General features: G+C 66.4%; 27 protein-coding genes. 17 read left to right on the top strand and 10 right to left on the bottom strand.

The features are described from left to right. Positions 1-2: 2 nt before the first annotated feature. Positions 3-794 (bottom strand): SDR family NAD(P)-dependent oxidoreductase, encoded by a 792-nt coding sequence (locus IW256_RS09975; protein WP_197010685.1) that lies wholly within the window; start codon positions 792-794, stop codon positions 3-5. A 4-nt stretch (positions 795-798) separates the two neighbouring features. Beyond that, a complete protein-coding gene (locus tag IW256_RS09970) occupies positions 799-1,440 on the bottom strand; it encodes an isochorismatase family protein (RefSeq protein WP_197010684.1) in 642 nt (213 codons plus the stop codon). A gap of 51 nt (positions 1,441-1,491) precedes the next feature. On the opposite strand from IW256_RS09970, the gene nfi reads away from it, so the two are divergent. From nfi to IW256_RS09940, 6 genes are all read left to right on the top strand, one after another. Beyond that, positions 1,492-2,193 (top strand): deoxyribonuclease V, encoded by a 702-nt coding sequence (gene nfi, locus IW256_RS09965; protein ID WP_197010683.1) that lies wholly within the window; start codon positions 1,492-1,494, stop codon positions 2,191-2,193. 141 nt (positions 2,194-2,334) lie between these two features. Next, complete coding sequence (locus IW256_RS09960; protein ID WP_197010682.1) at positions 2,335-2,826, top strand: Zn-ribbon domain-containing OB-fold protein; 492 nt, start codon at positions 2,335-2,337, stop codon at positions 2,824-2,826. After that, entirely contained in the window at positions 2,823-3,164 is a 342-nt protein-coding gene (locus IW256_RS09955; protein ID WP_197010681.1) for a VOC family protein, read from the top strand. The genes IW256_RS09960 and IW256_RS09955 overlap by 4 nt, the downstream gene beginning before the upstream one ends. Before the next feature lie 115 nt (positions 3,165-3,279). After that, positions 3,280-4,857: a class I adenylate-forming enzyme family protein gene (locus IW256_RS09950; RefSeq protein ID WP_197010680.1), complete on the top strand. Its 1,578-nt coding sequence runs from the start codon at positions 3,280-3,282 to the stop codon at positions 4,855-4,857. Continuing rightward, complete coding sequence (locus IW256_RS09945) at positions 4,857-7,007, top strand: acetate--CoA ligase family protein (RefSeq protein ID WP_197010679.1); 2,151 nt, start codon at positions 4,857-4,859, stop codon at positions 7,005-7,007. The genes IW256_RS09950 and IW256_RS09945 overlap by 1 nt, the downstream gene beginning before the upstream one ends. Further along, positions 6,994-7,746, top strand: a complete 753-nt coding sequence (locus tag IW256_RS09940) for a glucose 1-dehydrogenase (RefSeq protein WP_197010678.1) — start codon at positions 6,994-6,996, stop codon at positions 7,744-7,746. Before IW256_RS09945 ends, IW256_RS09940 begins: the two co-directional genes overlap by 14 nt. Positions 7,747-7,802: 56 nt before the next feature. Here the strand turns inward: IW256_RS09940 and IW256_RS09935 are convergent, their stop codons facing one another. Further along, positions 7,803-9,272, bottom strand: a complete 1,470-nt coding sequence (locus tag IW256_RS09935; protein WP_269218079.1) for an amidase — start codon at positions 9,270-9,272, stop codon at positions 7,803-7,805. On the opposite strand from IW256_RS09935, the gene IW256_RS09930 reads away from it, so the two are divergent. The 3 genes from IW256_RS09930 to IW256_RS09920 all read left to right on the top strand — a co-directional run bounded on the left by IW256_RS09930 (position 9,243) and on the right by IW256_RS09920 (position 10,938). Then, entirely contained in the window at positions 9,243-9,800 is a 558-nt protein-coding gene (locus tag IW256_RS09930) for a TetR/AcrR family transcriptional regulator (RefSeq protein WP_197010676.1), read from the top strand. The two genes, IW256_RS09935 and IW256_RS09930, sit on opposite strands and share 30 nt — an antisense overlap. Before the next feature lie 345 nt (positions 9,801-10,145). After that, positions 10,146-10,367 carry a hypothetical protein gene (locus IW256_RS09925; RefSeq protein WP_197010675.1) on the top strand — a complete coding sequence of 74 codons (222 nt, stop codon included), beginning with the start codon at positions 10,146-10,148 and terminating at the stop codon, positions 10,365-10,367. Further along, on the top strand, positions 10,360-10,938 hold the full coding sequence (locus IW256_RS09920; RefSeq protein ID WP_197010674.1) for a DUF2637 domain-containing protein: 579 nt from the start codon (positions 10,360-10,362) through the stop codon (positions 10,936-10,938). Before IW256_RS09925 ends, IW256_RS09920 begins: the two co-directional genes overlap by 8 nt. A 48-nt stretch (positions 10,939-10,986) precedes the next feature. Here IW256_RS09920 and IW256_RS09915 read toward each other — a convergent pair whose 3' ends face one another. After that, positions 10,987-11,727, bottom strand: a complete 741-nt coding sequence (locus tag IW256_RS09915) for an XRE family transcriptional regulator (protein WP_197010673.1) — start codon at positions 11,725-11,727, stop codon at positions 10,987-10,989. A gap of 148 nt (positions 11,728-11,875) precedes the next feature. Between IW256_RS09915 and IW256_RS09910 the strand changes: the two genes are divergently transcribed. The 4 genes from IW256_RS09910 (at position 11,876) to IW256_RS09900 (ending at position 13,701) form a co-directional block, all read left to right on the top strand. Further along, positions 11,876-12,148: a hypothetical protein gene (locus IW256_RS09910; RefSeq protein WP_197010672.1), complete on the top strand. Its 273-nt coding sequence runs from the start codon at positions 11,876-11,878 to the stop codon at positions 12,146-12,148. Between the two features lie 74 nt (positions 12,149-12,222). Then, the gene (locus IW256_RS40980) at positions 12,223-12,597 is read left to right on the top strand and encodes a hypothetical protein (RefSeq protein WP_231405829.1); all 375 of its coding nucleotides are present in this window, start codon (positions 12,223-12,225) and stop codon (positions 12,595-12,597) included. Then, the gene (locus tag IW256_RS09905; RefSeq protein ID WP_307828820.1) at positions 12,489-13,064 is read left to right on the top strand and encodes a GntR family transcriptional regulator; all 576 of its coding nucleotides are present in this window, start codon (positions 12,489-12,491) and stop codon (positions 13,062-13,064) included. Before IW256_RS40980 ends, IW256_RS09905 begins: the two co-directional genes overlap by 109 nt. Positions 13,065-13,113: 49 nt before the next feature. Next, positions 13,114-13,701 carry an HD domain-containing protein gene (locus IW256_RS09900; RefSeq protein WP_197010670.1) on the top strand — a complete coding sequence of 196 codons (588 nt, stop codon included), beginning with the start codon at positions 13,114-13,116 and terminating at the stop codon, positions 13,699-13,701. A 49-nt stretch (positions 13,702-13,750) separates the two neighbouring features. Here the strand turns inward: IW256_RS09900 and IW256_RS09895 are convergent, their stop codons facing one another. The 6 genes from IW256_RS09895 to IW256_RS09870 form a co-directional block, all read right to left on the bottom strand. Further along, positions 13,751-15,052 carry a hypothetical protein gene (locus tag IW256_RS09895; RefSeq protein WP_197010669.1) on the bottom strand — a complete coding sequence of 434 codons (1,302 nt, stop codon included), beginning with the start codon at positions 15,050-15,052 and terminating at the stop codon, positions 13,751-13,753. A gap of 63 nt (positions 15,053-15,115) precedes the next feature. Next, a complete protein-coding gene (locus IW256_RS09890) occupies positions 15,116-16,156 on the bottom strand; it encodes a hypothetical protein (protein WP_197010668.1) in 1,041 nt (346 codons plus the stop codon). Between the two features lie 19 nt (positions 16,157-16,175). Continuing rightward, a complete protein-coding gene (locus tag IW256_RS09885; RefSeq protein ID WP_197010667.1) occupies positions 16,176-16,850 on the bottom strand; it encodes a hypothetical protein in 675 nt (224 codons plus the stop codon). Then, positions 16,851-18,848 (bottom strand): coiled-coil domain-containing protein, encoded by a 1,998-nt coding sequence (locus IW256_RS09880; RefSeq protein ID WP_197010666.1) that lies wholly within the window; start codon positions 18,846-18,848, stop codon positions 16,851-16,853. A gap of 202 nt (positions 18,849-19,050) precedes the next feature. Beyond that, entirely contained in the window at positions 19,051-19,527 is a 477-nt protein-coding gene (locus IW256_RS09875; RefSeq protein ID WP_197010665.1) for an NUDIX hydrolase, read from the bottom strand. A gap of 1 nt (position 19,528) precedes the next feature. Beyond that, positions 19,529-20,272 (bottom strand): helix-turn-helix domain-containing protein, encoded by a 744-nt coding sequence (locus IW256_RS09870; protein ID WP_197010664.1) that lies wholly within the window; start codon positions 20,270-20,272, stop codon positions 19,529-19,531. A gap of 179 nt (positions 20,273-20,451) precedes the next feature. On the opposite strand from IW256_RS09870, the gene IW256_RS09865 reads away from it, so the two are divergent. The 4 genes from IW256_RS09865 to IW256_RS09850 all read left to right on the top strand — a co-directional run bounded on the left by IW256_RS09865 (position 20,452) and on the right by IW256_RS09850 (position 23,185). Further along, on the top strand, positions 20,452-20,661 hold the full coding sequence (locus tag IW256_RS09865; RefSeq protein WP_197010663.1) for a hypothetical protein: 210 nt from the start codon (positions 20,452-20,454) through the stop codon (positions 20,659-20,661). A 160-nt stretch (positions 20,662-20,821) separates the two neighbouring features. Beyond that, positions 20,822-21,010, top strand: coding sequence for a hypothetical protein (locus tag IW256_RS09860; RefSeq protein WP_197010662.1), 189 nt, complete (start codon positions 20,822-20,824; stop codon positions 21,008-21,010). Positions 21,011-21,038: 28 nt separating this feature from the next. Continuing rightward, positions 21,039-21,383, top strand: coding sequence for a hypothetical protein (locus tag IW256_RS09855; protein WP_197010661.1), 345 nt, complete (start codon positions 21,039-21,041; stop codon positions 21,381-21,383). Continuing rightward, positions 21,380-23,185 (top strand): FtsK/SpoIIIE domain-containing protein, encoded by a 1,806-nt coding sequence (locus IW256_RS09850; RefSeq protein WP_197010660.1) that lies wholly within the window; start codon positions 21,380-21,382, stop codon positions 23,183-23,185. Before IW256_RS09855 ends, IW256_RS09850 begins: the two co-directional genes overlap by 4 nt. The last annotated feature ends 60 nt before the right edge of the window (positions 23,186-23,245 follow it).

The raw sequence follows: 23,245 nt of genomic DNA, 5'->3' as shown, positions 1-23,245 counted from the left end.
ACTCACTGCATCGTGATGCCGCCGCTGACCGACAGGGTCTGGCCAGTGATGTAGGCGGCGCGGTCGGTGCAGAGGAAGGCGACGAGGCCCGCGATGTCGTCCGGGCGGCCGATGCGGCGCAGCGGGATCTGCTTGGCGAGCCTGTCCAGCAGCCCGGGGTGCCCCTCGGAGACCGCCCGGACCATCGGGGTGTCGGTGGGGCCGGGGCAGACGACGTTGCTGGTGACCCCGGCGCGGGCGGCCTCGCGGGCGAGCGTCTTGGCGAGCCCGAACAGTCCCGACTTGGTCGCGGCGTAGGCGCCCTCACCGCCCGATCCGGCGCGCGCGCCGTCGGAGGAGATGAAGATCAGGCGCCCCCAGCCGTTCCCGGTCATGCCGGGCAGCAGCGCGCGGGTGAGCTGCATCGGGGCGCGCAGGTTGACGCGCCACATGAGGTCCCAGTGGGCGGGGTCGCTGTCCACGAACGGCTCCACGATGCTGACCCCCGCGTTGTGCACCAGGATGTCGACCCGGCCCACGGCGGCGGCGAACCGGTCGATGTCGGCCGGATCGTCCAGCTCCACCCGGTGCGCGGCGCACGTCCCCTGCCCGGCGGACGCCCCCTGCCCGGCGGACGTCCCGTGCCCGGTGCCGTTCAGGGTCTTGGCGACCTCCTCGGCGGCGGCCAGGTCGCGGTCGGCGACGACGACGCCCGCCCCCAGCGCGGCCAGGTCGGCGCAGATCGCGGCGCCGATGCCTCCGGCGCCGCCGGTGACCACGGCGGTACGGCCGGCCAGGCCGGTCCCCTCGATCATGCGATCACCCGGTTCCTTCCTGCCCGCGCCCCCAGGCCGCGACGATGTCGGCGGTGGTCACGCGGGCGGCCAGCAGGGAGATGGTGTTGGCCATGACGGCGTCGCCGTACTCGGCGGGCATCCCGGCGACGGCGTCGGTGAGCACCACGACCCGGTACCCGAGGTTGACCGCCTCCAGGCACAGGCCGGGAATGCCGAGATTGAGGGAGACCCCGGCGGCGACCACCGTCCGGACGCCGAGCGAGCGGAGCGTCTGGTCCAGGGACGTCCCGGTGAACGGGGAGAAGCCGTGGTACCGGCGGGCCTCCAGGTCGGCGGGATCGGCCAGCTCCGGGAGCACCTCGATGGCGCCGGTCCCCTCCAGCATGTGGCCGGGGTCGCGGAGCAGGCCCTTGATGAACGGGGCGTTGCCGGTATGGCTGCCCGCCCGGTCGGCGCGGAAGACCGCCATGCATTGGATCACCCGCACACCGGCGGCGCGGGCGGCGGTGGCGGCGGTGGCGGCGTTGCCCGCGACGCCCCGTTCCGCACAGGTTTTCACCAGCTCGGGGAATTTGGCCAGGTCGCCGACGACGCCACGCTGCATCTCCATCACCAGCATCGCGGTGTGCCGGGGATCGGCCAGTTCGGCAAGATCGATAGCCACGGGTAACAATCTAGCATTTGCTTGGGTGACCGGCCCGGTAGCGTTCCGGCCATGGAGGTACGCGATCTGCATCCGTGGCCCGGCACAACCGAGGAGGCCACCGCGATCCAGGACCGGCTGCGCCCCCTGCTCGACCTGGACTCCCCCGGGCCCGCCGCCCCGCGTACGGTCGCGGGCCTGGACGTCTCGTACGCGGGCGACGGCGGGGACGCGGAGGCCCGGCTGGCGGCTGCCGCGGTCGTCCTGGACGCGGCCACGCTGGAGGTCGTGGAGGAGTCGGTCGCCGTCGGCACCGCCGCGTTCCCCTACGTCCCGGGGCTCTTCGCGTTCCGCGAGCTGCCCGCGCTGGTGGAGGCCCTGCGCGCCCTGAAGACGGCACCCGACGTACTCGTGTGCGACGGTTACGGCGTCGCTCACCCGCGCCGGTTCGGCCTGGCCTGCCACCTGGGAGTGCTGACGGACCTCCCCTCCTTCGGCATCGCCAAGACGCCCTTCGTCGGCACCTACGAGCGCCCGGGCGAGGAACGGGGTTCCACCAGCCCGCTTCGGGACGGCGGCGAGGTCGTCGGCCGGGTGCTGCGGACCAGGACGGGGGTCAAGCCCGTGTTCGTCTCGGCGGGGCACCGGATCAGCCTGGACGCCGCCTGCCGGCTCACGCTGGCGCTGACCCCGGAATACCGGCTGCCCGAGACCACCCGCCGCGCCGACCGCCTGTCCCGCGACGCGCTCGCCGCCGCCCCGCGGGGAACCTGAGCCGGGCCGCGCCGCAGAGCACCTGAGCCGGGCCGCGCCAGAAGAGGGCCCGGGACCTGAACCGGGCACCTGGGACGCCGGAGACGCCCCCTCGCGTGGGGGTATTGTTCGCAAACCAAGCGTGCGCTAGGTTGGCTCGCGATGGACCAGCCGCGCCCCGTCCCCGCGCCGAGCCCGCTCACCGCGCCCTACTGGGCCGCGTGCGGGCGCGGTGAGCTGGCGCTCCAGCGCTGCGCCGGGTGCGCACGGTTCGTGCACTTCCCCGAGCCCGCCTGCCCCTTCTGCGGCGGCACCGACCTGCCGTACGAGACGGTCGGCGGGCGCGGGACCGTGCACACCTTCAGCGTCGTGCACCGTTCGTTCCTCCCCGGCTTCGAGCCCCCGTACGTCATCGCCTGGATCGACCTCGACGTGGACCTCGGCCCGGACGCCCCCCGTCCCGGAGGCACGCGCGACGGCGGCACTCCTGAGGGAGGCACGTCCGGCGGCGGCCCGGCCGGGAGCCCGGTCCGTGTCTTCGGCGACGTCACGGGCTGCCCGCCCGAGGACGTGCGCGTGGGGATGCCGGTGGAGGTCCACTTCCGCGAGCTCGAAGGTTTCGGCCCGATCCCCCACTGGAGGCCCGCACCATGACCCGAATCGGCAATGTCCTCTACGTGGCGCAGGACGTGGACGAGGCGGTCCGGTTCTACCGGGACGCGCTCGGGCTCGCCGTGAAGTTCCAGGACGGCGGCCGGTTCGCCGCGTTCGACGGGGGCGGCACCACGTTCGCCGTCGCGGGCCCCGAGGAGGACGTGACCGGGGGCGAGCCCGCGGTGTCGTTCAAGGTGGACGACGTCGAGGAGGCCGCCGGGAAGGCCACCGCCGCGGGCGCCCGTCTCGTACGGGGACCGGAGGAGGGGCCGCACGAGATCCGGGCCGTACTGCGCGACCCCGCCGGCAATCCGTTCGTCCTCTACGCCGGCCGCTGAGAGCGGACCGCCACCCGGCGCCCCGCACACGCCCACCGCAGCGTTCCCCCGCAATTTCCCCCGCATTTCCCCCCGCAGCGTTCCACCCCTCTGCAGGAGTCGAAGGAGACGAGCCGTGGCGCGAGTGAACTCACCCTTCAGCAACTACGCCCATGCCATCCTCACCGCGAACGCGCTGCGCACGCCGGACAAGGTGGCGCTGACCTACTGCGGCGAGCGGAGCTTCACCTACGACCGGCTCAACCGGAAGGTCAACCGGGTCGCGCACGCGCTGCTGGCCGCCGGGATCGAGCCCGGCACGCGGGTCGCCTCCCTGATGAACGAGACCCTGCACGTCGCCGAGGTGTACCTGGCGCAGATGAAGATCGGCTCCACGGTCGCCGCGCTCAACCCGTACTGGCCCGCCGAGACGCTGCGGCAGGTGGTCGAGCACTCCGGGTGCACCGCGTTCGTGTACGACGCCACGGTCGAGAAGCTGGTGGACGCCATCCGCGCGGACCTGCCCGGCGTGAAGCTGTGGCTGCGGGTGGGCGGCCCCGGCGACGGCTCGGTCGACCTGGACGCGCTCGCGGAGGCGGCGGGCGAGGACGAGCCGCCGCTGGGCGGGTTCGGCGACGACCTGCTCGCGCTCTTCTACACCTCCGGGACCACCGGCCTGCCCAAGGCGGTCATGCACACCCACTCCAGCTCGCTGGCCAGCGCGCAGATCTGGCTGGACGTGGACCGCGACCAGGACTCGGTGATGGGCACCGGCGCGATCATCTGGGGCATCGGCTTCCCGGCGCTGGTCGGCCCGGCCTTCTACGCGGGCATGACGCTGGTCCTGGAGCAGGACTGGGGGCCGGCCAACTTCCTGAAGGTGGTGCCGCGGGAGAAGGTCACCCACGTCAGCCTGATCCCCAGCTTCTTCTCCGCGCTGCTCGGCTCCGACGAGCACGAGCAGGCGGACCTGTCGTCGCTGAAGGCGATCGTGCTGGGCGGCGAGCCCCTCCTGCCCGGCCTGCGGGAACGCATCATGAAACGGCTGCCCGGCGCGGCCATCTACAGCTACTACGGGCAGACCGAGGCGCCGTACACCTGCTTCGGGCGCCAGGACGACGGCAGCCAGAACCTCTCCTCGGTGGGCCGGGCCCGGATGTCGTGCGCGGTCCGCGTCACCGACCCGGGCGGCCGGCGGGTCGTCGGTCAGGTCGGCGAGATCAACCTGACCGGCCCCAACGTCATGTCCGGCTACGACGGGCTGCCCGACAAGACCGCCGAGGTGCTGCGCGACGGCTGGTACGTGGGCGGCGACCTGGGGCGCATGGACGAGGACGGCTTCGTGTACGTACTGGGCCGCCGCGAGGACTCCATCCTCAAGGGCGGCCAGTGGTCGCAGCCCGCCCAGATCGAGGAGGCGGCGATCGAGGTCGACGGCGTCGCCGAGGCCGGGGTGGTCGGCGTCCCCGCCCACCCGGAGGGGCAGGACGCGGTCGAGCAGAAGATCCTGGTCGCGGTGGTGCCCCGGTCCGGCGCCACGCTGGACGCCGAGACGGTGCGGGCCGCGCTGGCCGCCCGGCTGCCCGCACACCAGGCGCCCGACGCGGTCGTGGTCGCCGAGGACCTGCCGCACACGCAGGACGCGTCCGGCGGTCCCGGCAAGCTGCTGCGCCGGGGCATCCGCGACCTGTACGCCGACCGCGTCGGGCAGTGATGAGCATCCATCCCGAGCGCGGTTCCGGGAACACTCCCGGGCACCGTCCCGAACACGCGGTCAAGGCGTGGATCTCCGGGTTCGGCGTCGGCGTGCCGCGCGGCGCGACCGCGCCCGATCCGGAGTCGCTGGAGGCCGCCGCCGGCGCGCTGACCCCGCCCCTGGTGGTCAAGGCGTACGGCCCCGGGCTCCTGCACAAGAGCGACGCGGGCGCCGTACGCCTCGGCCTGGGCTCCGCCGGGGACGCCGCCCGCGCCGCCGCCGGCATGCTCGCCTCCCTTCAGGCGCGGGGGATCTCCCCCGATGGTTTCCTGGTGGAGGAGCAGGCCGAGCCGGGCGTGGAGGTCATCGTGGGCGCGGTCCGCGACCCCGCCTTCGGCCCGGTACTGCTGGCCGGGCTCGGCGGGGTCTGGACGGAGGTGCTGCGCGACACGGTCCTGCGGCTGTGCCCGATCACCGAGGACGACGCCCGTGCCATGCTGGACGGGCTGCGCGGCCGGGCGCTGCTGGAGGAGTTCCGCGGGCGGCCGGCGATCGACCGGGACGCGCTGGTCAAGGTGCTCCTCGCGGTCGGCGGGCCGGACGGGATCGTGGCGGAGCTGGGCGACCGGCTCACCGAGTTCGAGCTGAACCCGGTCATCTGCGGCCCGTCCGGGGCGGTCGCCGTGGACGCCCGCCTCCTCACCACCGACGGCGCCCCCGCTTCCGAGGCCGAGACCGGGGCGGGAGCCCACGCTCCCGGGAACTTCGACCGGCTCTTCGCGCCCCGCGGCGTGGCCGTGGTCGGGGCGTCCACCAAGAAGCCCAACTTCGGGAACATGTTCCTGGGCTTCTACCGGGCGGCGGGCTTCGCCGGACGGCTGGTGGCCGTGCATCCCACCGCGCCCGACATCGACGGCGTGCCGTGCGTCCCCTCCCTCGCCGAGGCGGCCCGCGACCACGACATCGACTACGCGCTGGTGGCGGTGCCCGCCGCCCGCTGTCCCGAGGTCGTCCGGGGGGCCGCGGGGATCCCGTTCGTCCAGGTGATGAGCGGCGGGTTCCGCGAGATGGGCGAACCGGCGCTCGAGGACGACCTGCTCGCCGCCGCACGCGAAGCGGGCGTGCGGCTGCTGGGCCCCAACTGCATGGGCGTCTACTCCCCCGCGGGCGGCCAGACGTTCCTCGGCGGCGCCCCGGGACGTCCGGGCCGCGTCGCGCTGATCTCGCAGAGCGGCGGGCTCGCCGGGGAGGTCGTCAAGGTCGGCGAACGGCGCGGCCTGGCCTTCTCCAAGGTCGCCACGGTCGGCAACAGCGCCGACGTCACCCCCGCCGAGCTGCTGGCGTACCTGGCCGGGGACGACGGAACGGGCGCGATCGGGCTCTACCTGGAGGATCCCCGTGACGGCCGCGGCCTGGCGGCCGCCCTCCGGTCGGTACGGTCGGCGCGTAAACCGGTGGTGGCACTGGTCGGAGGCCGCAGCGGCCAGGGCCGCAGGGCCGCCGCCTCCCACACCGGAGGCATGATCAGTGACACCCGGGTGTGGTCGGCGCTCGCCGAGCAGACCGGCGTCACCCTCGTCACCTCCCAGGACGACCTGATCGGCGCGCTGGACCTGCTGGACCTGCACTCCGCCCGCCGGGCGCCGGGGACGAACGAGGTCCTGGTCATCGGCCCGAGCGGCGGGGCCAGCGTGCTGGCCGCCGACGTGTTCGACGGGGCCGGGCTGGAACTGGCCGGCCTTCCCGCCCCCGCGCGCACGGCCCTGCGCGAGCTGGGCCTGGGGGCGGGTAGTTCCCTGGCCAACCCGCTGGAGATCCCGGTCGGCCCGCGGGGCGACCCCGGCCTGGTACGGCGTGCCGTGACCGCGATCCTGGCGCACCGCCCGTACGCCGACGTGGTCACGCACGTCAACGCGCAGAGCTTCTTCACCTTCGGCGACAGCGCCGAACCCCTGCTGGCGTACACGCGCGCCGTCGGCGCCCTGCAGGAGCAACTGCCGGACACCCGGATCACCCTGGTCATGCGGAACGCCGAGTGCGCCCCTCCCGGCGTGGAGGACGCCGTACGCGACCTGGCACGGTCGTCGGGCGTGCCGGTCTACCGGAGCATGGAAGCCGCCGCGGTCGCGGTGACCGCGGGCAAGAGGAGCGCACATGGGACAGCTTGACGGCAAGGTGGCTCTGATCACCGGGGGCGCGCGCGGCATGGGCAAGTCCCATGTACGGCGCTTCGTGGACGAGGGCGCCTCGGTCGTCTTCGGCGACGTCCTGGACGAGGAGGGCGCCAAACTCGCCGCCGAACTGGAGAACGCCAGGTTCGTCCGTCTTGACGTGACCGATCCCGCCGGCTGGGCGGCCGCCGTGGAGACGGTCCTCGACGCCCACGGCGCCCTGCACGTCCTGGTCAACAACGCCGGGATCATGCGGCACCGGACGATCGAGGAGATGACGCTGGAGGAGTGCCGCCGGATCATCGACGTCAACCTCGTCGGCCAGTGGCTCGGGATCAAGTCGGTGATCCCCGCCATGCGCGACTCCGGCGGCGGCTCGATCATCAACGTCTCGTCCACCGAGGGCTTCATCGGCGCGGCGGGGATGTCGGCCTACAGCTCCAGCAAGTTCGGCGTGCGGGGGCTCACCAAGTCGGCCGCGCGCGAGCTGGGCCGGTACGGCATCCGGGTCAACTCGATCCACCCCGGCGGCATCATCACCGCGATGTCGATGCAGGAGGACATCGTCGAGGCCACCGCCGACCGCGCCCAGGCGCTCATCGACGGGCTCCCGCTCGGCCGCCTCGGCAGCACCCGCGAGGTGTCGGGACTGGTGGCCTACCTGGCCTCCGACGACTCCTCGTACTGCACCGGCAGCGAGGTCCTGGTGGACGGCGGCCTGGTCACCGGTTTCTGAGGGCCGCGGCGGGCCGCCGGTACGAGTGGACCCCCGCTCCGGCGGCCCGCCGCGGGTCAGTCCGGCCGCCGCTCCGTCCACCCCTCGGCGGACTCCAGCTGCGCGGCCAGCGAGATCAGCGTGGCCTCGTCGGAGTCATGCCCCAGCAACTGCGCCCCTATCGGCAGACCTTCCTTACTCAGTCCGGCGGGCACGTTCATCCCGGGCCAGCCCAGCACGTTCCACGGCCACGCGTAGGGACAGGCCGCGGCGACACCCGACTGCGTCCTCCGCCAGCCGACCCCGTCGAAGGCCCCCACCTTCAGCGGCAGCTGAGCGGTGGTCGGGGTGAGCACGACGTCGGCGTACCGGAAGATGCGGCCGGCCCTCCGCCGCAACCCCGGATCCATCCGCTTGGCCAGGGGCAGCAGCCGCCGCCCGACCAGCCGTCCCATACGGGCCTCGGCCAGGGTCCGCGGCTCCGGCTCACCGCCCTCCATGGCCTCGACCCAGTCCGCGACCCCCGCCGTACCGCGCGGTATCAGGCCCAGCCCCACCAGGCCGTAGTCGGGATCGGCCGGGAACACCTTGTGCCCCAGTTCGGTCAGCCTGCGCGCCACCCGTTCCACCGCCGCCCGCACCTGGGGGTCCAGCCGGCCCCCGACCCCGAACGCCGTCCGGAACGACACCGCCACCCGCAGCCGGCCCGGCTCGGTCTCCGCCGCCTCCGCGAACGACGACACGCGCGCGTCCAGGCGATGGACGTCGTCCGGATGGCTTCCGCTGAGCACGTCCAGGAGCAGGGCCGCGTCGCCGACACTGCGCGCCAGCGGCCCCCACACCGTCAGCCCGTAGAAGGGGTCGGTGTGCGGGTGGCCCGACACCCTGCCCCGCTGGGGCTTGATCCCCACCAGCCCCGTCCAGGCCGCCGGGATCCGGATCGACCCGGCCCCGTCCGACCCCACGGCCCCGGCGACCATCCCGGCCGCCACCGCCGCCGCGCTGCCTCCCGACGATCCCCCCGGCGTGTACGCGGGGTTCCACGGATTGCGGGCGCATCCCGTCGCCGACTCGCTGAACGGCCACAGCCCGATCTCGCAGGTGGTCGTCTTCCCCACCACCACCGCGCCCGCCGAGCGCAGCCTCCGGACGACCTCCGCGTCGCGTACCGCGACGGGATGCCGGCCCTTCACCGCGAAGGGCGTGGTCTCCCCGGCGATGTCGGTGTCGTCCTTGATCGCGACCGGCACGCCCAGCAGCGGCAGCCGCTCGCCCTCCCGCAGCCTCTTGCCGGCCTCCCGGGCCTCGTTCCGGGCCGCCTCCGCCCGCACCACCCGGAAGGCGCCCAGCGACCGGCCCTCCTCGATCCGTTCCAGGGCCTGCCCGACCAGTTCCTCCGCCGACACCTCCCCCCGCCGCAGCGACTCCGCCTGTTCACGCAGACCCTGCATGGCATCCCCTCTCGTTCGTTCGTACGAACGATACGCCCGGCACCCCGCATGAGGAAGACTGCGACCGTGAGCACACCTCGCGAGCGCATCCTGCAGGCCACCCTCCGCCTCATCGGCGAGCAGGGCATCGGCGCCGTGACCAACCGCGCCGTCGCCCGGTCGGCCGGCGTGTCCCTCGGCTCACTGACCTACCACTTCCCCAGCCAGTCGGACCTGCTCCGCGAGGCGCTGCGGGACTTCGTCGACACCGAGATCGCCCGGATCACCGCCTACGGCGCCCGGCTGAGAGAGGTCGATCCCGACCGGGCCGCCGACGAGGTCGAGAAGGCCGTCGCCGGCTTCGCCCACGGCCCCGAGCAGATCGCCAACCTCGAACTCCACCTGCACGCCGCCCGCGACCCCGCCCTCCACGAGACCTCGGTCCGTTCCGTCGAGGCCTACGACCGCCTGGCCACCGCCGTCCTGACCGCCCTGGGCATCCCCGACGCCGAACGCCACGCCCCCGCGGTCGTCGCGATGCTCTACGGCCTGGCCGTCCGCCGCCTGGCCACAGGCGACACCTCCGCCACCGGCACCGCCGAGGCCATCCGCCTCCTGCTCCACGGCGCCGTCCCCCGGACCTGAACCCGGGCCCGGGGCCCCTGAAAAGACTTCTGGCCCGCACGGCCCCGGGCGGGGGTGAGGGCCGTGCGGGCCGCGTCCATGTGACACCCAGAACGCTACGCCGCCACCCGCCCCACCAGGCCGCCCTTAAGGCTCTCTTAGGGATGGGCTCAGGAGGACTTAGTCCCACGACATCCGACAGCGTCCGGGAGAGTCGCTTTGGGAGCCGCTCACCTGCACCAACACGGGGAGGAAGCCAGGGGGACCGTCCGGGACAGTCGAACGGGGTCGGCTCATGCCGACCCACGTTGGCTCCCGGGATTGGCTCCCCCGGCTCCCTCCCTCCAGCAGGGAGGAGGCACCCCTATGCCCCTGGTCATCACCCAGAACACCATGGCCGTAGAGGCCAACGGCACGACCCTCGCCACGGCCACGCACACGCCCGACGGATGGCACGTCAGCACGTGGCCACACCCGCTCACCCTCAACGAGGCGATCACAGCTCTGACGATCGCCGAACGCGTCGCCACGCACGGCGAGACCGACCCGTTCGTCATCGCGTGGCGCGAGGAGTTGGCGCATGGCTGATCGCGTCATCCGCATCACGACAGCCTTCGCCGTCATCGCGGTCGCCGTGGTGGCCGCGATCATCTCGTACCGCCACGCCTACGAACTGGTGCACTCGCACGGCGAGTCCGGCACGACGGCGCGCCTCGTCCCGTTCACCGTGGACGGCCTCATCTGGGCCGCCTCCATGGTCATCCTTGACGCGAGCCGCCGGAAGCAACCAGCGCCCGCGTTGGCCAAGTGGAGTCTCACCGTGGGCATCGTGGCGACGGTGGGCGCCAACGTGGCGCACGGCCTGAACCACGGCCTCATCGGCGCTCTCGTCAGCGCATGGCCAGCACTCGCCCTCGTCGGGTCGTTCGAGTTGCTGATGATGCTCACCCGCAACGCGACATCACGTCCGGCTCCAGTCCCGTCCGAACGCGCCGAAGTGGAGCAGAGCCCGGAACAGGCGGTACTCGCCGAGTACTTTGCCAGTCTGGACGGTCCGGGCCGTCCGCTCTCTCAGCGGTACCTCGCCGAGAAGCACGGCATCGACCGGCGCAAGGTCAAGCAGATCCTCGCCAGCACGGAGCAACACGCACCACAGTGAGACAACAAGCCCCAGCCATGGCCCAGCCGGGCCGTGGCTGGGGCTTTCTCATGCCCTCTCGTCGAAGGGCACCGCGCGGGCCCAGACGCGCTCGAAGCTCTCCAGGTACGTACTGGCCATGTCGCCATCCTCCGCTCTCCGCAGATGCAGCACCGGGGCATGAGAGGCAGCGATGCCGTACGCATGGGGGTTGATCAGAAGGTCGTCGTCGGCCCGGTAGATCGAGTTGTAGAGCACGGTGTCATGGAGCCGGATCTCAACGCCGTCCACCTCTCCCAGGGCGCGGTAGTGGACGAGCGCGTTGCGGATCTTCGCCGCCATGGACTCGCCAACGCCCTCGTCACACCCGCGTTCGGCGACGCACGCCCCGTCCGGGTCCCCGAGCAGGATCCGCACGCGGGCGCCCTCACGTGCTCTCGCGGCGAAGGTGCGCAGGATGCCCCTGTCCTCAGCGAGGAAGAGGCCCGCGTAGGCCAGGATGCCGATCTCGTCCCGTGCCTTCTCGAACAGGTGTTGCCAGACCGGACGAGGGACGGCCCACCGATGCGGGTAGGACGCGAGGATCTCGATCACCGGCCTCTCCTCACGGGAACCGATCTCGGCGACCTGTGGCCAGAGTGCCGCCTCGTCCACCCCCAGCAGGGCGGCGACGCTCGCCCGATGACGCGGGTACGGCACCCGCCCGGCGACCCACCGCCGGACGGTCTTGGGGTCCACGTCCAGCCGTGACGCGATACCGGCTTCGGTGAGCCGGGCATCGGCCAGCGCACGCCGCAACAAGTCGTTCACCGGACCTCCCGGAGAGACAAGGTAGGACCGACGCTAACAGAAGACGTCCCAAGACGTCCCTAGATGCCGATGGAGAGGTCCCGGCCCCGCCACGAGGCTCATGACACGAGGCGAAAGCCACCAACACCCGCTGAGGAGTTGAGCCGTCATGTCCATCCGCCGGCGCCGCGAGGCCACTCAGAACCCCAACCAGACCACTTCGGCCGATCAGGCGCTCGCCGAACTCCGCAGGGACTTCACCGGTCACCGCATCTGGCGTTCGGTGCGCTCGGACGGGCAACTCGGGGACTGGGTCGCGAGCCTGCACGACCCTGCGGCCGGAGTCGACGCAACGGTGATGCGCTCGGATCCCACCGCCCTGCGCGAAGCCCTCGAAGAGGAGGCCAAACTCGCCAAGGTCAAGCGCACGGAGTACCGGTGATGACGCGGTACCACCGCCCCCCACGCCCATCACCCGCCGGGATCGCATGGGAAGGCGCGGCCCCAAGGAGGGAGATGGAGACGGCGCGGCCGGTGCCTATCCCCCCGGATGCACCGACCGCGCCCGCGCTGCCGGAGCACTCCGGACCATGGCGAGCACACCGCTACCTTCACCGGCTCGCCCGAGCCATGCGCCGCTACGGCTGGACGACCGAAGTCCGCTACGGCCAACTGCTCCCGACCCTCCTGCGCGTGTACTCCGCAGCGGTCCCCTCCATCGGCGAGAGCGTGACCGTCGTCCGGGCAAACGGGATCTGGTGGTACCGCGCCAGCACCGGCGAGTGGCTCGCGCCCTGCACCAACCTCCAACTCGCCACCCAGAGACTGAGTGTCCTGCTCACCCCCTGGGTGACAGCGGCACTCGCCTCCTCCAGGGACGAAACCAAGTGACAGCCCGCCGCACGGCATGGGGAGCGTACGCCCAGATCACCGACGCACTACGCCAACGCATCACCGACGGCACCTACGCTCCGGGCTCCCAGCTACCGGCCGAGGTCGCCCTGTGCGCCGAGTTCCGCGTCGTCCGCAACACCGTGCGGCGGGCCCTGTCCACCCTGCAAGCCGAAGGGCTGATCAGCGTCCGCACCGGCATAGGCCGCTTCGTCAACACACCCACCAACCACCCACCACCGGGGACACGCCCCCAGTACGCACGTATCGCCGAACACCTCCGCCACCAGATCAGCAACGGCACCATCCCCCCAGGCGCCCGCCTTCCGAGCGAGGCACGCATCTGCGAGCGCTACGGCGTATCGCGCTTCACCGCCCGGCAAGCACTCAGGTCGCTAGAGGACGCTGGGCTGGTGACGTGCGTCCAAGGCGTAGGACGCCACGTCCGCCAAGACGTCCCCAGATGAGCCACAAGCGCCCGTGGACGTCTAGGAGAGTGTCCGTAGCGTCGTGCTCATGAAGAACTCAGCCGCCTGGGCCAGCGAACTCGCCCGCAAGCACCTGGAGAAGCCACTCCCCCGCCGCTGGGCACACACCCAAGGCGTAGCCCGCCAAGCCCGCACCCTCATCCCAATCCTTGGCGAGAACGCCGACCTTCTAGAGGCCGCCGCGTGGCTCCACGACATCGGCTACGCCCCCGACCTCGTCGTCACGGGCTTCCATCCCTTGGACGGTGCCCGCTACCTCCGCGACACCCACCAAGCCGACGACCACCTATGCCGCCTGGTGGCACACCACTCCTGCGCCCTGATCGAGGCCCGCGAACGCGGCCTAGACCAAGCTCTGACCGAAGAGTTCGGTATTAAGGCCCCCCACCTAGCGGATGCCCTCGTGTACTGCGACATGACTACAAGCCCTAATGGACAGCAAGTACCTGTTGAGCAACGACTAGCTGAGATAGCAGCCCGCTATGGCGGCGGACATTGCGTCACCAAGGCAATCCGAAAGGCATCCCCACACTTGATTCACTCCACCCACATCACATACAACAGCTTGCTAGATCACTCACCCCAAGAAGGTGGGACCATCGTTCAGGGAAAATAAACATAATCCTTAATATATAGCAGAAGATATTGGCTAGATAACATTCTTCTCAGTCGGCGCGCAGAACAATAATGCTCTCACGAAGATAAGCCACGCCGGCACCTCGACGACTAAGGTGACGTGCCACTCGAATCTCCTCTACACTCCATCCTGCAAACTCGGCAGCCCGCGCCAACAACAAGTCAGCAGCGATGACAAAGCTGTCCTCCCCGGACCCATGCACGGAATTTCCAACCACAATTGCACAAACACCATCGCGAGCGACCAGCTTTCTCGAACTCCTAAGGACACGAAGCATGTCGTCGACATAGCCCAATATCAGTTGCCGTCGACCTCGCTCGTAACGGCCTGAAGGCACAGACTCTAGGAGAGGACAAAGTAGAGCATCAATCTCGTCCGCATGATCGTTATTCTTGTAGTGATATTCATCGGGAAACCTGATACTCGGATGACTTCTCAATGTCTTGAGGCGTTGCTTCTTCATTTCTGCCGCATTGCTATACTCCTCCAATGCCCATGCCTCGATCTTATAGACTTCAGTGTAGTCAATATTATTAGGATAAGGCGGAGAAAAGACGATCCATTCGAACCGCTCAGTTCTACCTAGAAGATCTAGGTCACGAGCGTCACCGTGCACGATTTCAATCCGAGCGTCATCCATGGGCGAAAGCCCCTTAAGATCTTCCGAGACCTGTGCCAGACTCCGTCGGAACGAACCGATTGGCTCGATCGTCTCTCGATCGGGTACATATCTCAAGGCTCGTCCATCGCGCCGTAGTTTCGCGGAAGGCTCAACGGCAGCGCTAACGCATGCCCGAAAAACCGCACGCACCTCTGGCTCGGATATAACTCGCGTGGCGCGGTTTAGCGACAATAAAGATCGAACATAACTCGCCGCAAAGTAATTAGAATTATTGAGCGTCGTTGAAGGGGTAGTGAGACTTTCAGGTGCGCTCTTCAAGCGCTCGAACTCTTTCCAGAAGATCCCTTCCACCGAAGCGATTGCTCCCAGCAAAGAACTTCCTCTCAACGCGGAAGCCACTTTAGCTTTAGCAACCTCATAGATGATCGGGTTTCTCTCAACGCCAACAGCCGTTACATCGCAGCCTAGATCTCTGGCCATGAGAATGGCACTCACAAGTGTCGTACCACTGCCGAGAAATGGATCCAAGATCGAAATCTTATTAGTCGGCACATAGGCAGCATCTTTGAATAGACGAGAAAGAAGGTGTGAAGAAAAACCCTCCTTAAAATGAAACCATCCGTGAATAGGCTCAGAGGCATTCCCCTTAGAAACCACCAGCGGCGCGTAGTCGGCCGACCGATCGGCAACCGACCACCTTGCCTGCAAGGAACGATAGTGTTCTATAAGACGGTCATGGCCCTTGGCCGTCAATTGTCGCCCCCGCTTCAACTAAGACGTGTACTGGCTTGCTAGAAAGTGACGATACTCACCCGAGGAAGCGAAGAGGCGCCAGGCCTTAAGTTCAACCTTCAATGCCCCAGCCAACTCCCCGACGTGATCGAAACAATTATCCACACCCGGTACCCTCATGTCAAAACAGCACAGGGCTGCCAATCGACAGCCACGCTCATTCCGATATGATGAAGCCTGCTCAACTCCGTCCACGACCCATTGCTTTATCTTGGCATCCGACCAACTATTTCCCTTTGCGCCCCTGGTGCGGAGAACCTTCAACTCCAAGACCGCATGTCTCGTGACCCTACTTCTATCTCTCGGAAGTGGCTCTTCAATCTCAACATCGAGCCGCCCTGTCGCCTGCGGTTGCTCGACACGTACAAGGCAAGTGGGGAAGTATCCTGTAAGCCCTGCCCGTACAACCACTTGAATACGGTCTTCAGCATTCTCAGCGACCCAATATTGATCCGACTTCTCCCACAGTTTGCCTGCTCTGCCCTGAACGTCCGGAGTGCAAAGCTGTTGATGATAGAGACGATCGATCACCTCAAAAATCTCTTTGAGCGACAGAGGCTTGGCGTCGATTCGCAGTGGTCGACAGTTTTGGGTCTTTGATAGGCCCTCTGGGTAGTACCTGGCCTCCGGTACATCCGTACGAGGCTCGAAGATGACAGCTGGCAAATCTCCCAAACTCAGTTCTTCAACTACCAGTTCAAAAATCGTTTCGTCGTCATCCTCTTCTGACAACTGGATGGCAGTTCCGTCGTTCGCTACCTGATTCACAAACCAAACACGATTGGAAATCTCTTGAAGCCCGTTATCGAGCATGGGCGAACGCTTAACCTTCCGTTCAACGTTGAGATCAGGAGATTCCGGATGTAGTAGGAAGACTGCCGGCAACAGCCCTGTCTGGTCCAGCTCACCTCGTTCTACTCGTTTCCTGAGCAGCCGCGCTACTCCGACGACGAATCGAATCTCGTCCTGCAAGTCAGCATCGGCACCAACCCCACCATGCTCCTGCAACGTTTCTTCCAAGGCCGCAGGACTCCATGGGTCAATTCGACTCACTACTTGCCTTTCTCATGACCGAAAACAAGTGCCGTACATATAGGTGAGTAGTTTCAGCAGGCGTGAGAGCTCTTTGTGATGCCATGAGTGATACAAATCTGTCAGCCATCATTTTTGTCCGACTAATTCCTTCCTCCTCAGGTTGAAGATCGACTATGTTGCCAAAATCTAGCAGCGGGTCAGAGTACGCAGCATCGGCTAGAACAGCACCAGCCAAGCCGTAAGCACGCATGCCTGCGAGAGCAAGCGTTACTTCCCGTGTCAACACCATCTCTCGATGAAACTCAGCATCGACCTCCATCGCCTCTATAATGGCTTTACTAAAGACGCTGTTAAGTTCATATTGGGCATCCAGTCGCCAGCCTTTCGGCGCGCGGTGATGACTTACTTTGGATGGTTTTATAATTGCCGCACCAACGAGACCATCTATATTTCTCTGCAACCTTGGATTAAGAGGGAAGTCCTCTTGCTTGAGTACCTGGGACTCCAGAACGCGGACCTTCCAGGTAGGCGCAAGTGCATCAGAGAAGTATGCGATAGCATGGAGGCTTGCGAGCGGAACCGGCGATATCCCGACCTCGCGACACGCTTTCAATATCGCGATTACTCGGATGGCATAGTGTAGGTTCTTAGCCCTGTCTAGGTCTTCGACTATAAGCATTTAGCCCTCGTCAAATAGTCGTTGTATTGCTGTTTCATACTCACTGTGCAGCTTTCTCGTCGCAGCAGTCGGAGAGGCGATGCGAAATAGATTTATAATCCGCGTAGTGTCACGTCTATTGATACCAGCAAGTCGCATCAGTGTTGGAATCAATTGTCCATCAACAAGATTAGAGGTTAGGATTACATGATTCCCCGCATCTGGATCCGCGAACCTTGCCAAAACTTGTGCAGCGCGAGGAGCGAACACAGCGTCCAATGAGGCCTCTGGGGCATCAACTATGAGAGAGCCCTGCCCTCCTTCGCTCGCAACAGAGATCAGTGCCATCCGAAACGCGAGGTCGATAAACTCGCGCTGACTTTCAGACACCTGCTCAGGGCCGTTTCTAATAACTGGCGACTCGAAATCTGTGCCGGTCATATTGACTTCGAAGATTGAAAACTCCGTCGGGAGTCCCCATTGCCCCACTTGTTCTTTGTGCGTACTTCCCACTAGAACACATGTCTCAACCAGAAAGTCTCGTGCGTATATTGCGAACATATCTTTGATTTGCCTGCGCCGCTCTACAATGGTGAGATTTATGCCGGCTATGAAGTCATTGTAGCGCGATTTCCTTGAATTGAGCTCTTCTCTGTATTCCGCGAGGCGGGCATCTAGAGCGGCAAAATTGGAGCGCCGTTCTTGTAGTTTTTTATCCGATTCCGGGAGTTGCCTGTAAAGGGCGTCCAAGGTCACATTGCGCTGGGCGATAGAAGATTCTAGTTCTCGCATCTTCTGCAGCACCCCTTGATGTTCGGTCTCCGTTTCAGTCCTAGCCTCCGTCGCAGCCTCCAGTCGTTCCTCTGCAGACTTAAGTGCTTCTCGGGCTCGTGTGACCTCATCCGCGTCTATCTCATTGGATGAAGGCGAGGAAAGCGGTGATTTGCATATTACACATCTATGCTCATCCGCTAGAGCCCGAAGTTCCAAGGCCAACTCGGGCACTGAAGTGCCGCAGGTCAAACATTGATCCCCTGATACGAGTTGCCCAAGGATATATGCAACACTTTCTACTTGAGAAGGAAATGCTTCGTGGATCGCCATCAACCGATGGTGTTCTAGAGCTCTGTACGCGGACTCCCTTTCGTCAGCAGCTTGCAGAGCCTCCAGCCGAGCCGAGTACCTCTGAGCCTCTTGTTCATGGAAGCTATCCTGGATTCGCGTAAGCTCAGCTTGTTCTGCTTCTTGGGTGGCGGTGAGTTGATCTATATGTCTTCTCAGATCCGTCGATTTAGTCGCGGCTTTTTCTTGTTCGTTCAGATCCGTCCTCTGACGAGCGAGAGCAGCGGACAGGTTCCGCACATAGGTGGCCCTTTTGAGCACGTCTGTTTCTAGGGATAGATATTTTTCTGTCTCAGCAGGAGGCAAGAACAGTAGGCGCAACATTTGTCGCTGTGCATTTGGGTCCCATACAAGGGAGCGCCGGTCGTCAAAGTAAAATACTAGATACCTAAGTACAAGAATCCAGTCCGCAAAAATACCTAGCCCAGCGAGCTCAGTGATGACGCGTTGATAGTCTTTTTCCGTGAACGCTTGCTGTGGCTGGCCATCCACGATCAGGCTCGTAAGACTGAGCGATTTCAGATCCCGTGAAATGGAAACCTTTGTTTCCCCAAGCCGCAACTCCAAAGTGGCTCGAGCCGCATGAGCTCCGTCATGAACTCGAGCTGCAAACGTCTTGCGATCTTTCGGCTTCAGAGCAGCTTCACGTATCTGAGACGATCCAAGTTCGGCCCGACCGGCGCCTGCTGGGATGTCGTATGGCCCCGTACACATCCTATACAGGAGGAGAACAAGGGTACTTTTCCCAAGACCGTTGGCACCAAGAACTAGACTGAGACCCGGTTTGAACTTAGTTTGCAGTCCCTGAGCTTCCCTCTCGCCAGGGTACAAGCCATAGCCATTAACCGATAGCGCTTCAAATAGCGGTATCCTGATCACAGCAGCCTTCCGATTCATGAAGGTCAGCGGACAAGCACGACGTGGAAACAGTAAAGTCCTAGCCGCCCGCTAGAGTTTAGATGAGAGCGCGCAATGCGGTAAAGAGGTTGGCCAGATCTGGGCAGTTCGGCTTAGCCGGCACCATCGCACCGGTAGGACACACAGCTAGTCGATACCCAATCGATTCGCCAGGCTGGCGTGCCTGCAAGCGGAGCTTTACTTAGAAGACCACTGGCGAGTCGTTATCCTCATAGTGATGCTCAATACGCTTGCGCATTGAGATTTCCATTCGTAGAGCTCTCATCGCCTGCCTGCCTACCCACCGAACTTCCGAAGCTTCGGAAGTTGGATGCGGAAGACCAGAGGTGTGTCGCGCTGTGAGCACTATCGAGAACTCTTGTCGGACCTCGTTGTTGCTGGTGTAGTGGATGACGTGCTTGGGGTCTGAGTAGATGCCGACGAGGCCGGTTACCTCGCAGTCGATGCCGGTCTCTTCTTTGGTCTCGCGAACTGCGGCTTGAGAGACGGACTCGCCTAGGTCGATGGCGCCGCCGGGTAGGGCCCAGTTGTCGTTGTCGGTGCGGCGGATCATGAGGATCTCGCCCTTGTCGTTCGCGACGACGACGTTGACAGACGGTACGAGGCTGTTGGCCTTGGGGGCGTTGGGGTCGTCGTAGTAGTCGATCCTGCGGCCCATGTCACTCCTCCGGTATCGGTGTGGCGCCTTCCCAGACGCGCTCGAAGCTCTCGATATAGGTGTTGACCAGTTCCCCGCCGGCGATGCGGCGCAGGTGCCATACGGGCGCGTGGGGTGCGGTCACCCCGTAGAGGTGTGTGTTGACGAGGAGCTGATCGTCCGCGCGGTAGATCGAGTTGTAGAGGACCGTGCGGTGAAAGCGGAACTCTACGCCGTCCTGTCTGCGGAGGTTCTTGTAGAGGACGAGGGCGTTGCGGATCTTCGCGGCCATGGCGTCGTCCACGCCCTCGTCGGCGCCTCGTTCGGCCACCTGGGGACTATCGGGATCGCCGAGGAGGATGCGTACGCGTACTCCGGCCTTCGCCTTCTCGGTGAAGGTGCGTTGGATGCCGGAGTCTTCGGAGAGGAAGAGTCCGGCGTAGACGAGGACTCCGATCTCTTCTTTGGCCGTGGAGAAGAGATGTCCCCATGCGTCCCTTGGCACGGAGGAACGGTGGGGGTAGATGGTGACCAGTTCGCTCCCGGACGCCGAGGTGACCTGCTCGCTGGTGAGTGCTTCTGGCCACAGGAACGTCTCGTCTACGCCCAGGCGTGAAGCCACTGCGTAGCGATGTCGCCGGTAGGGAGTGCGATCCCTGGTGATCCACCGTTCCACGGTCTTCTGATCAACGCCGATCGACTCGGCGAGCGCGGCGATGGTCATGCCCTGTTCGAGCAGGGCGGCGCGTAGGCGTTCGTTCGGCATGCACCCGTCCGGGTCCGGGACGTCCTAGGACGCTGACAACCCTATGAGGACGTCATGAACACGTCCAGTCATGTAGTGATCTCGTCCCCCTGGTCAGGCGCACTCTCTTTCTCGTAAGGCACACCGACCGCCCGAGCCGCCCCCGCCGGACACGGGCCTTACGAGAGGAGTGATCACTCATGATCCTCGTCCTGGCCTCGATCATCGCCGTCTTCCTCGCCGGTTCCGTCTGCGGCATCTTCGCGATGCTGGTGATCGGCATCCACGCGGAAGAGCGCCGCGCCACCCGTGACCGCGCCGCCTTCTCGCGGACCGGCGCCGTCTCCCGCCGTCTTCTCACCACACGGACATGCGATGACGTCCCGGCCCGCCTGACGGCGGGTCGGTGACCATGCGGATGCCTCGCCTCATCACCGGCCACTCCTGCCCCTGCGGCGCACGGATCGAGCCGGGGAACCGCAGGTGCCGCAAGTGCCGCGCCCGCGCCCGATGGCTTCGGCGGGGGCGCGGCTCCCGGTTTCCCGATCTCTGGCTTTGAGGAGGTGCCCCGTGAACGTCTCCGTTCCCCTGGTGGTGATCTTGGGCGCCGTGGTGTGGCTGGCGTGGCGCTACATGGGCCTGCGCGCGTGGCACATCGCGGTGTGCCTGTTGTTCGGGTTCTTTCTCGCCGCCACGAGTGCCGCCCCGGAGATTCGCCGACTGGTGACCGCTCTGGTCCAGGTCCTCAGCCAGCACTGACGTTCCCGACCGAAGGAGGGATGCCCGAGTGACCGACATCCCCGAGCACGTCAAGATCGACCTACAGGAGGTCCGTACCCGAAACCTCGCCGCTCGCGAGATCGTGTCCGCCCTGTCCGATGCGATGCCCGCGGTTGCGGATCTGTGGATCCGTATCAACGCCGCGCTCGCAGACTCTCTCAAGCTCATCTCGGAGGTCAGGCGGCTTCTCGCCGCGCTGGCCAAGGTCCGGCGCGATCACGCGAATCTCGTTGCCGCCGGCCGCGCCACCCTGCACGCCCATCACGATGCCGAGCCAGACGCGCTCTACTACCTGCGCGATGAACTTCGGGCCCAGGGGCAGCTTCCCCCGGATTCCTGGGGGCGCGCATGAGCCGGACACGGCAGATGCGGCGGCATGCCCGCAAGATGCGACGCAACGGGCTTCAGCCGATGGTCGTCATCAACGGCGATGAGCCGTTCCCCGATCTCGCTGCCGTCGTCCTGGGGCGCCTGCTGTGGCGGTACCGATCCGAACTCGCCCCTTTCAACCTCATGGCCACGCTGGCTCTCGGGGGCGCCGTCCTACACATCACGCATGCGTGGTGGTGGCCGTACCTGCTGGGCGTCACCACAGTGGCCGCGTGGCTGCTGGCCATGTTCGGCGACCGGTTGGGGCTCGCTCTGCGAAGTGAGCGCCTGTACGGGGCGGCCCTGGTCATGAGTGCGGGTGGCTGGATCGCAGCCGTTACGGCCCTCGGGATCGCCTTCCAGCCGCTCCCCCAAGTCCTCGTCGGCGGTGGCCTTCTGCTGGCCATGCCGTGGTGGGCGCATCGTCGGCGCCGCGCCAAGGTCCGAGTCGATCGGCAAATCGCCGCATGGCCTGAGATCGCTCAGTCGATCGGCCTTCCAGGTTCGCGTGCTCAGTCCGCCGTGGTGGACGTCTGGGGATGGCGCGCCCGGTTCGCTCTGGCACGCGGGCAGACCATTCAGGACGTGGTGGCCAAGGTTCCGGCGATCGAGTCGGCGCTCGGGACGTTCCGCGGTGCCGTGCGGGTCCTCCCCACACGGGACGACAAGGCGAACCGGTTCGAGTTGCGCGTGCTCGACACCGACCCGCACGCCGACGCGATCCCGTGGCCCGGACCGTCCGTCTCGTCCATCTCCGAGCCGATCGACCTGGGCCCCTTCGAGGACGCAACGAGCGCCCGCGTCCTGTTGCTGCGTCGCCACGGGCTCATCGGCGGTGTGGCCGGCTCGGGCAAGAGCGGCGGGATCAACGTTCTCATGGGCAACCTCAGCGCATGCCGAGACGTGGTCATCTGGGCCATCGACCTCAAGCGCGGCATGGAACTCCAGCCGTGGGCCTCCTGCATCGATCGCCTCGCCACCACACCCGAGCAAGCCCGTGCTCTCCTGCGGGACGCCTTGGCGGTTCTTGAGGCGCGTGCGGCATCGCTGGCGACGCTGGGGCGGCGGGTGTGGGAACCGTCCCCGGACGCGCCAGCACTGGTGATCGTCATCGACGAGTACGCCGAACTGTCCGACGACGCAACGGAGAGCGCGAGCGACACCGACTCGATAGCGCGACGCGGACGCGCTGTCGCCGTGACTCTCGTCGCTGCGACTCAGCGCCCGACGCAGAAGGCCATGGGCAAGGGCGCGGTGCGGTCGCAGATGGACGTCCGGGTGAGCTTCCGCGTCCGAGAGCGTAAGGACGTCGATCTCATCCTCGGGCAAGGGATGCTCAACGCCGGGTGGCACGCCCACACTCTCAACGCCCCCGGCAAGTTCCTGCTCTCCGCACCCGAACATGACGTACCGCGTCGTGGCCGCGCCTACCTGCTCACCGACGAGGCCGTGGCGGACGCCGCGAGTCGGCACCACGGCATCCGCCCCGTTCTCGACGAGGTCTCGCGAACGGCGATCGAGGAGGCGCATGCAGGCGTCCAACTGCGAACCGCAAGCGAGCCCGTAACAGCCGAGACCGCGGAGGGCACGAACCGGCCCGATGCCGTGCTCTGGGCAATGCTGGCGGGTGCCCCGGACGAGGGGACGCCGGTCTCCCATCTGATCACCGGGACGGGGATGAGCCGCCCGTGGATCTACCAACGGCTTCGCGAACTCGCCGAGGCCGACCGCGTCACCCAGGTCTCACGTGGCCGGTGGCGCGCCGCCGCTGAACACGCTGAGTGACTTGTCTACGTCTACGTCTCCGCGCGCGTCTGCACGTATGGCGCTGAGACGAGACATAGA

It is taken from the genome of Actinomadura viridis (assembly GCF_015751755.1).
Taxonomy (GTDB): domain Bacteria; phylum Actinomycetota; class Actinomycetes; order Streptosporangiales; family Streptosporangiaceae; genus Spirillospora; species Spirillospora viridis.
This window is presented reverse-complemented; position numbering and strand designations above follow the sequence as displayed.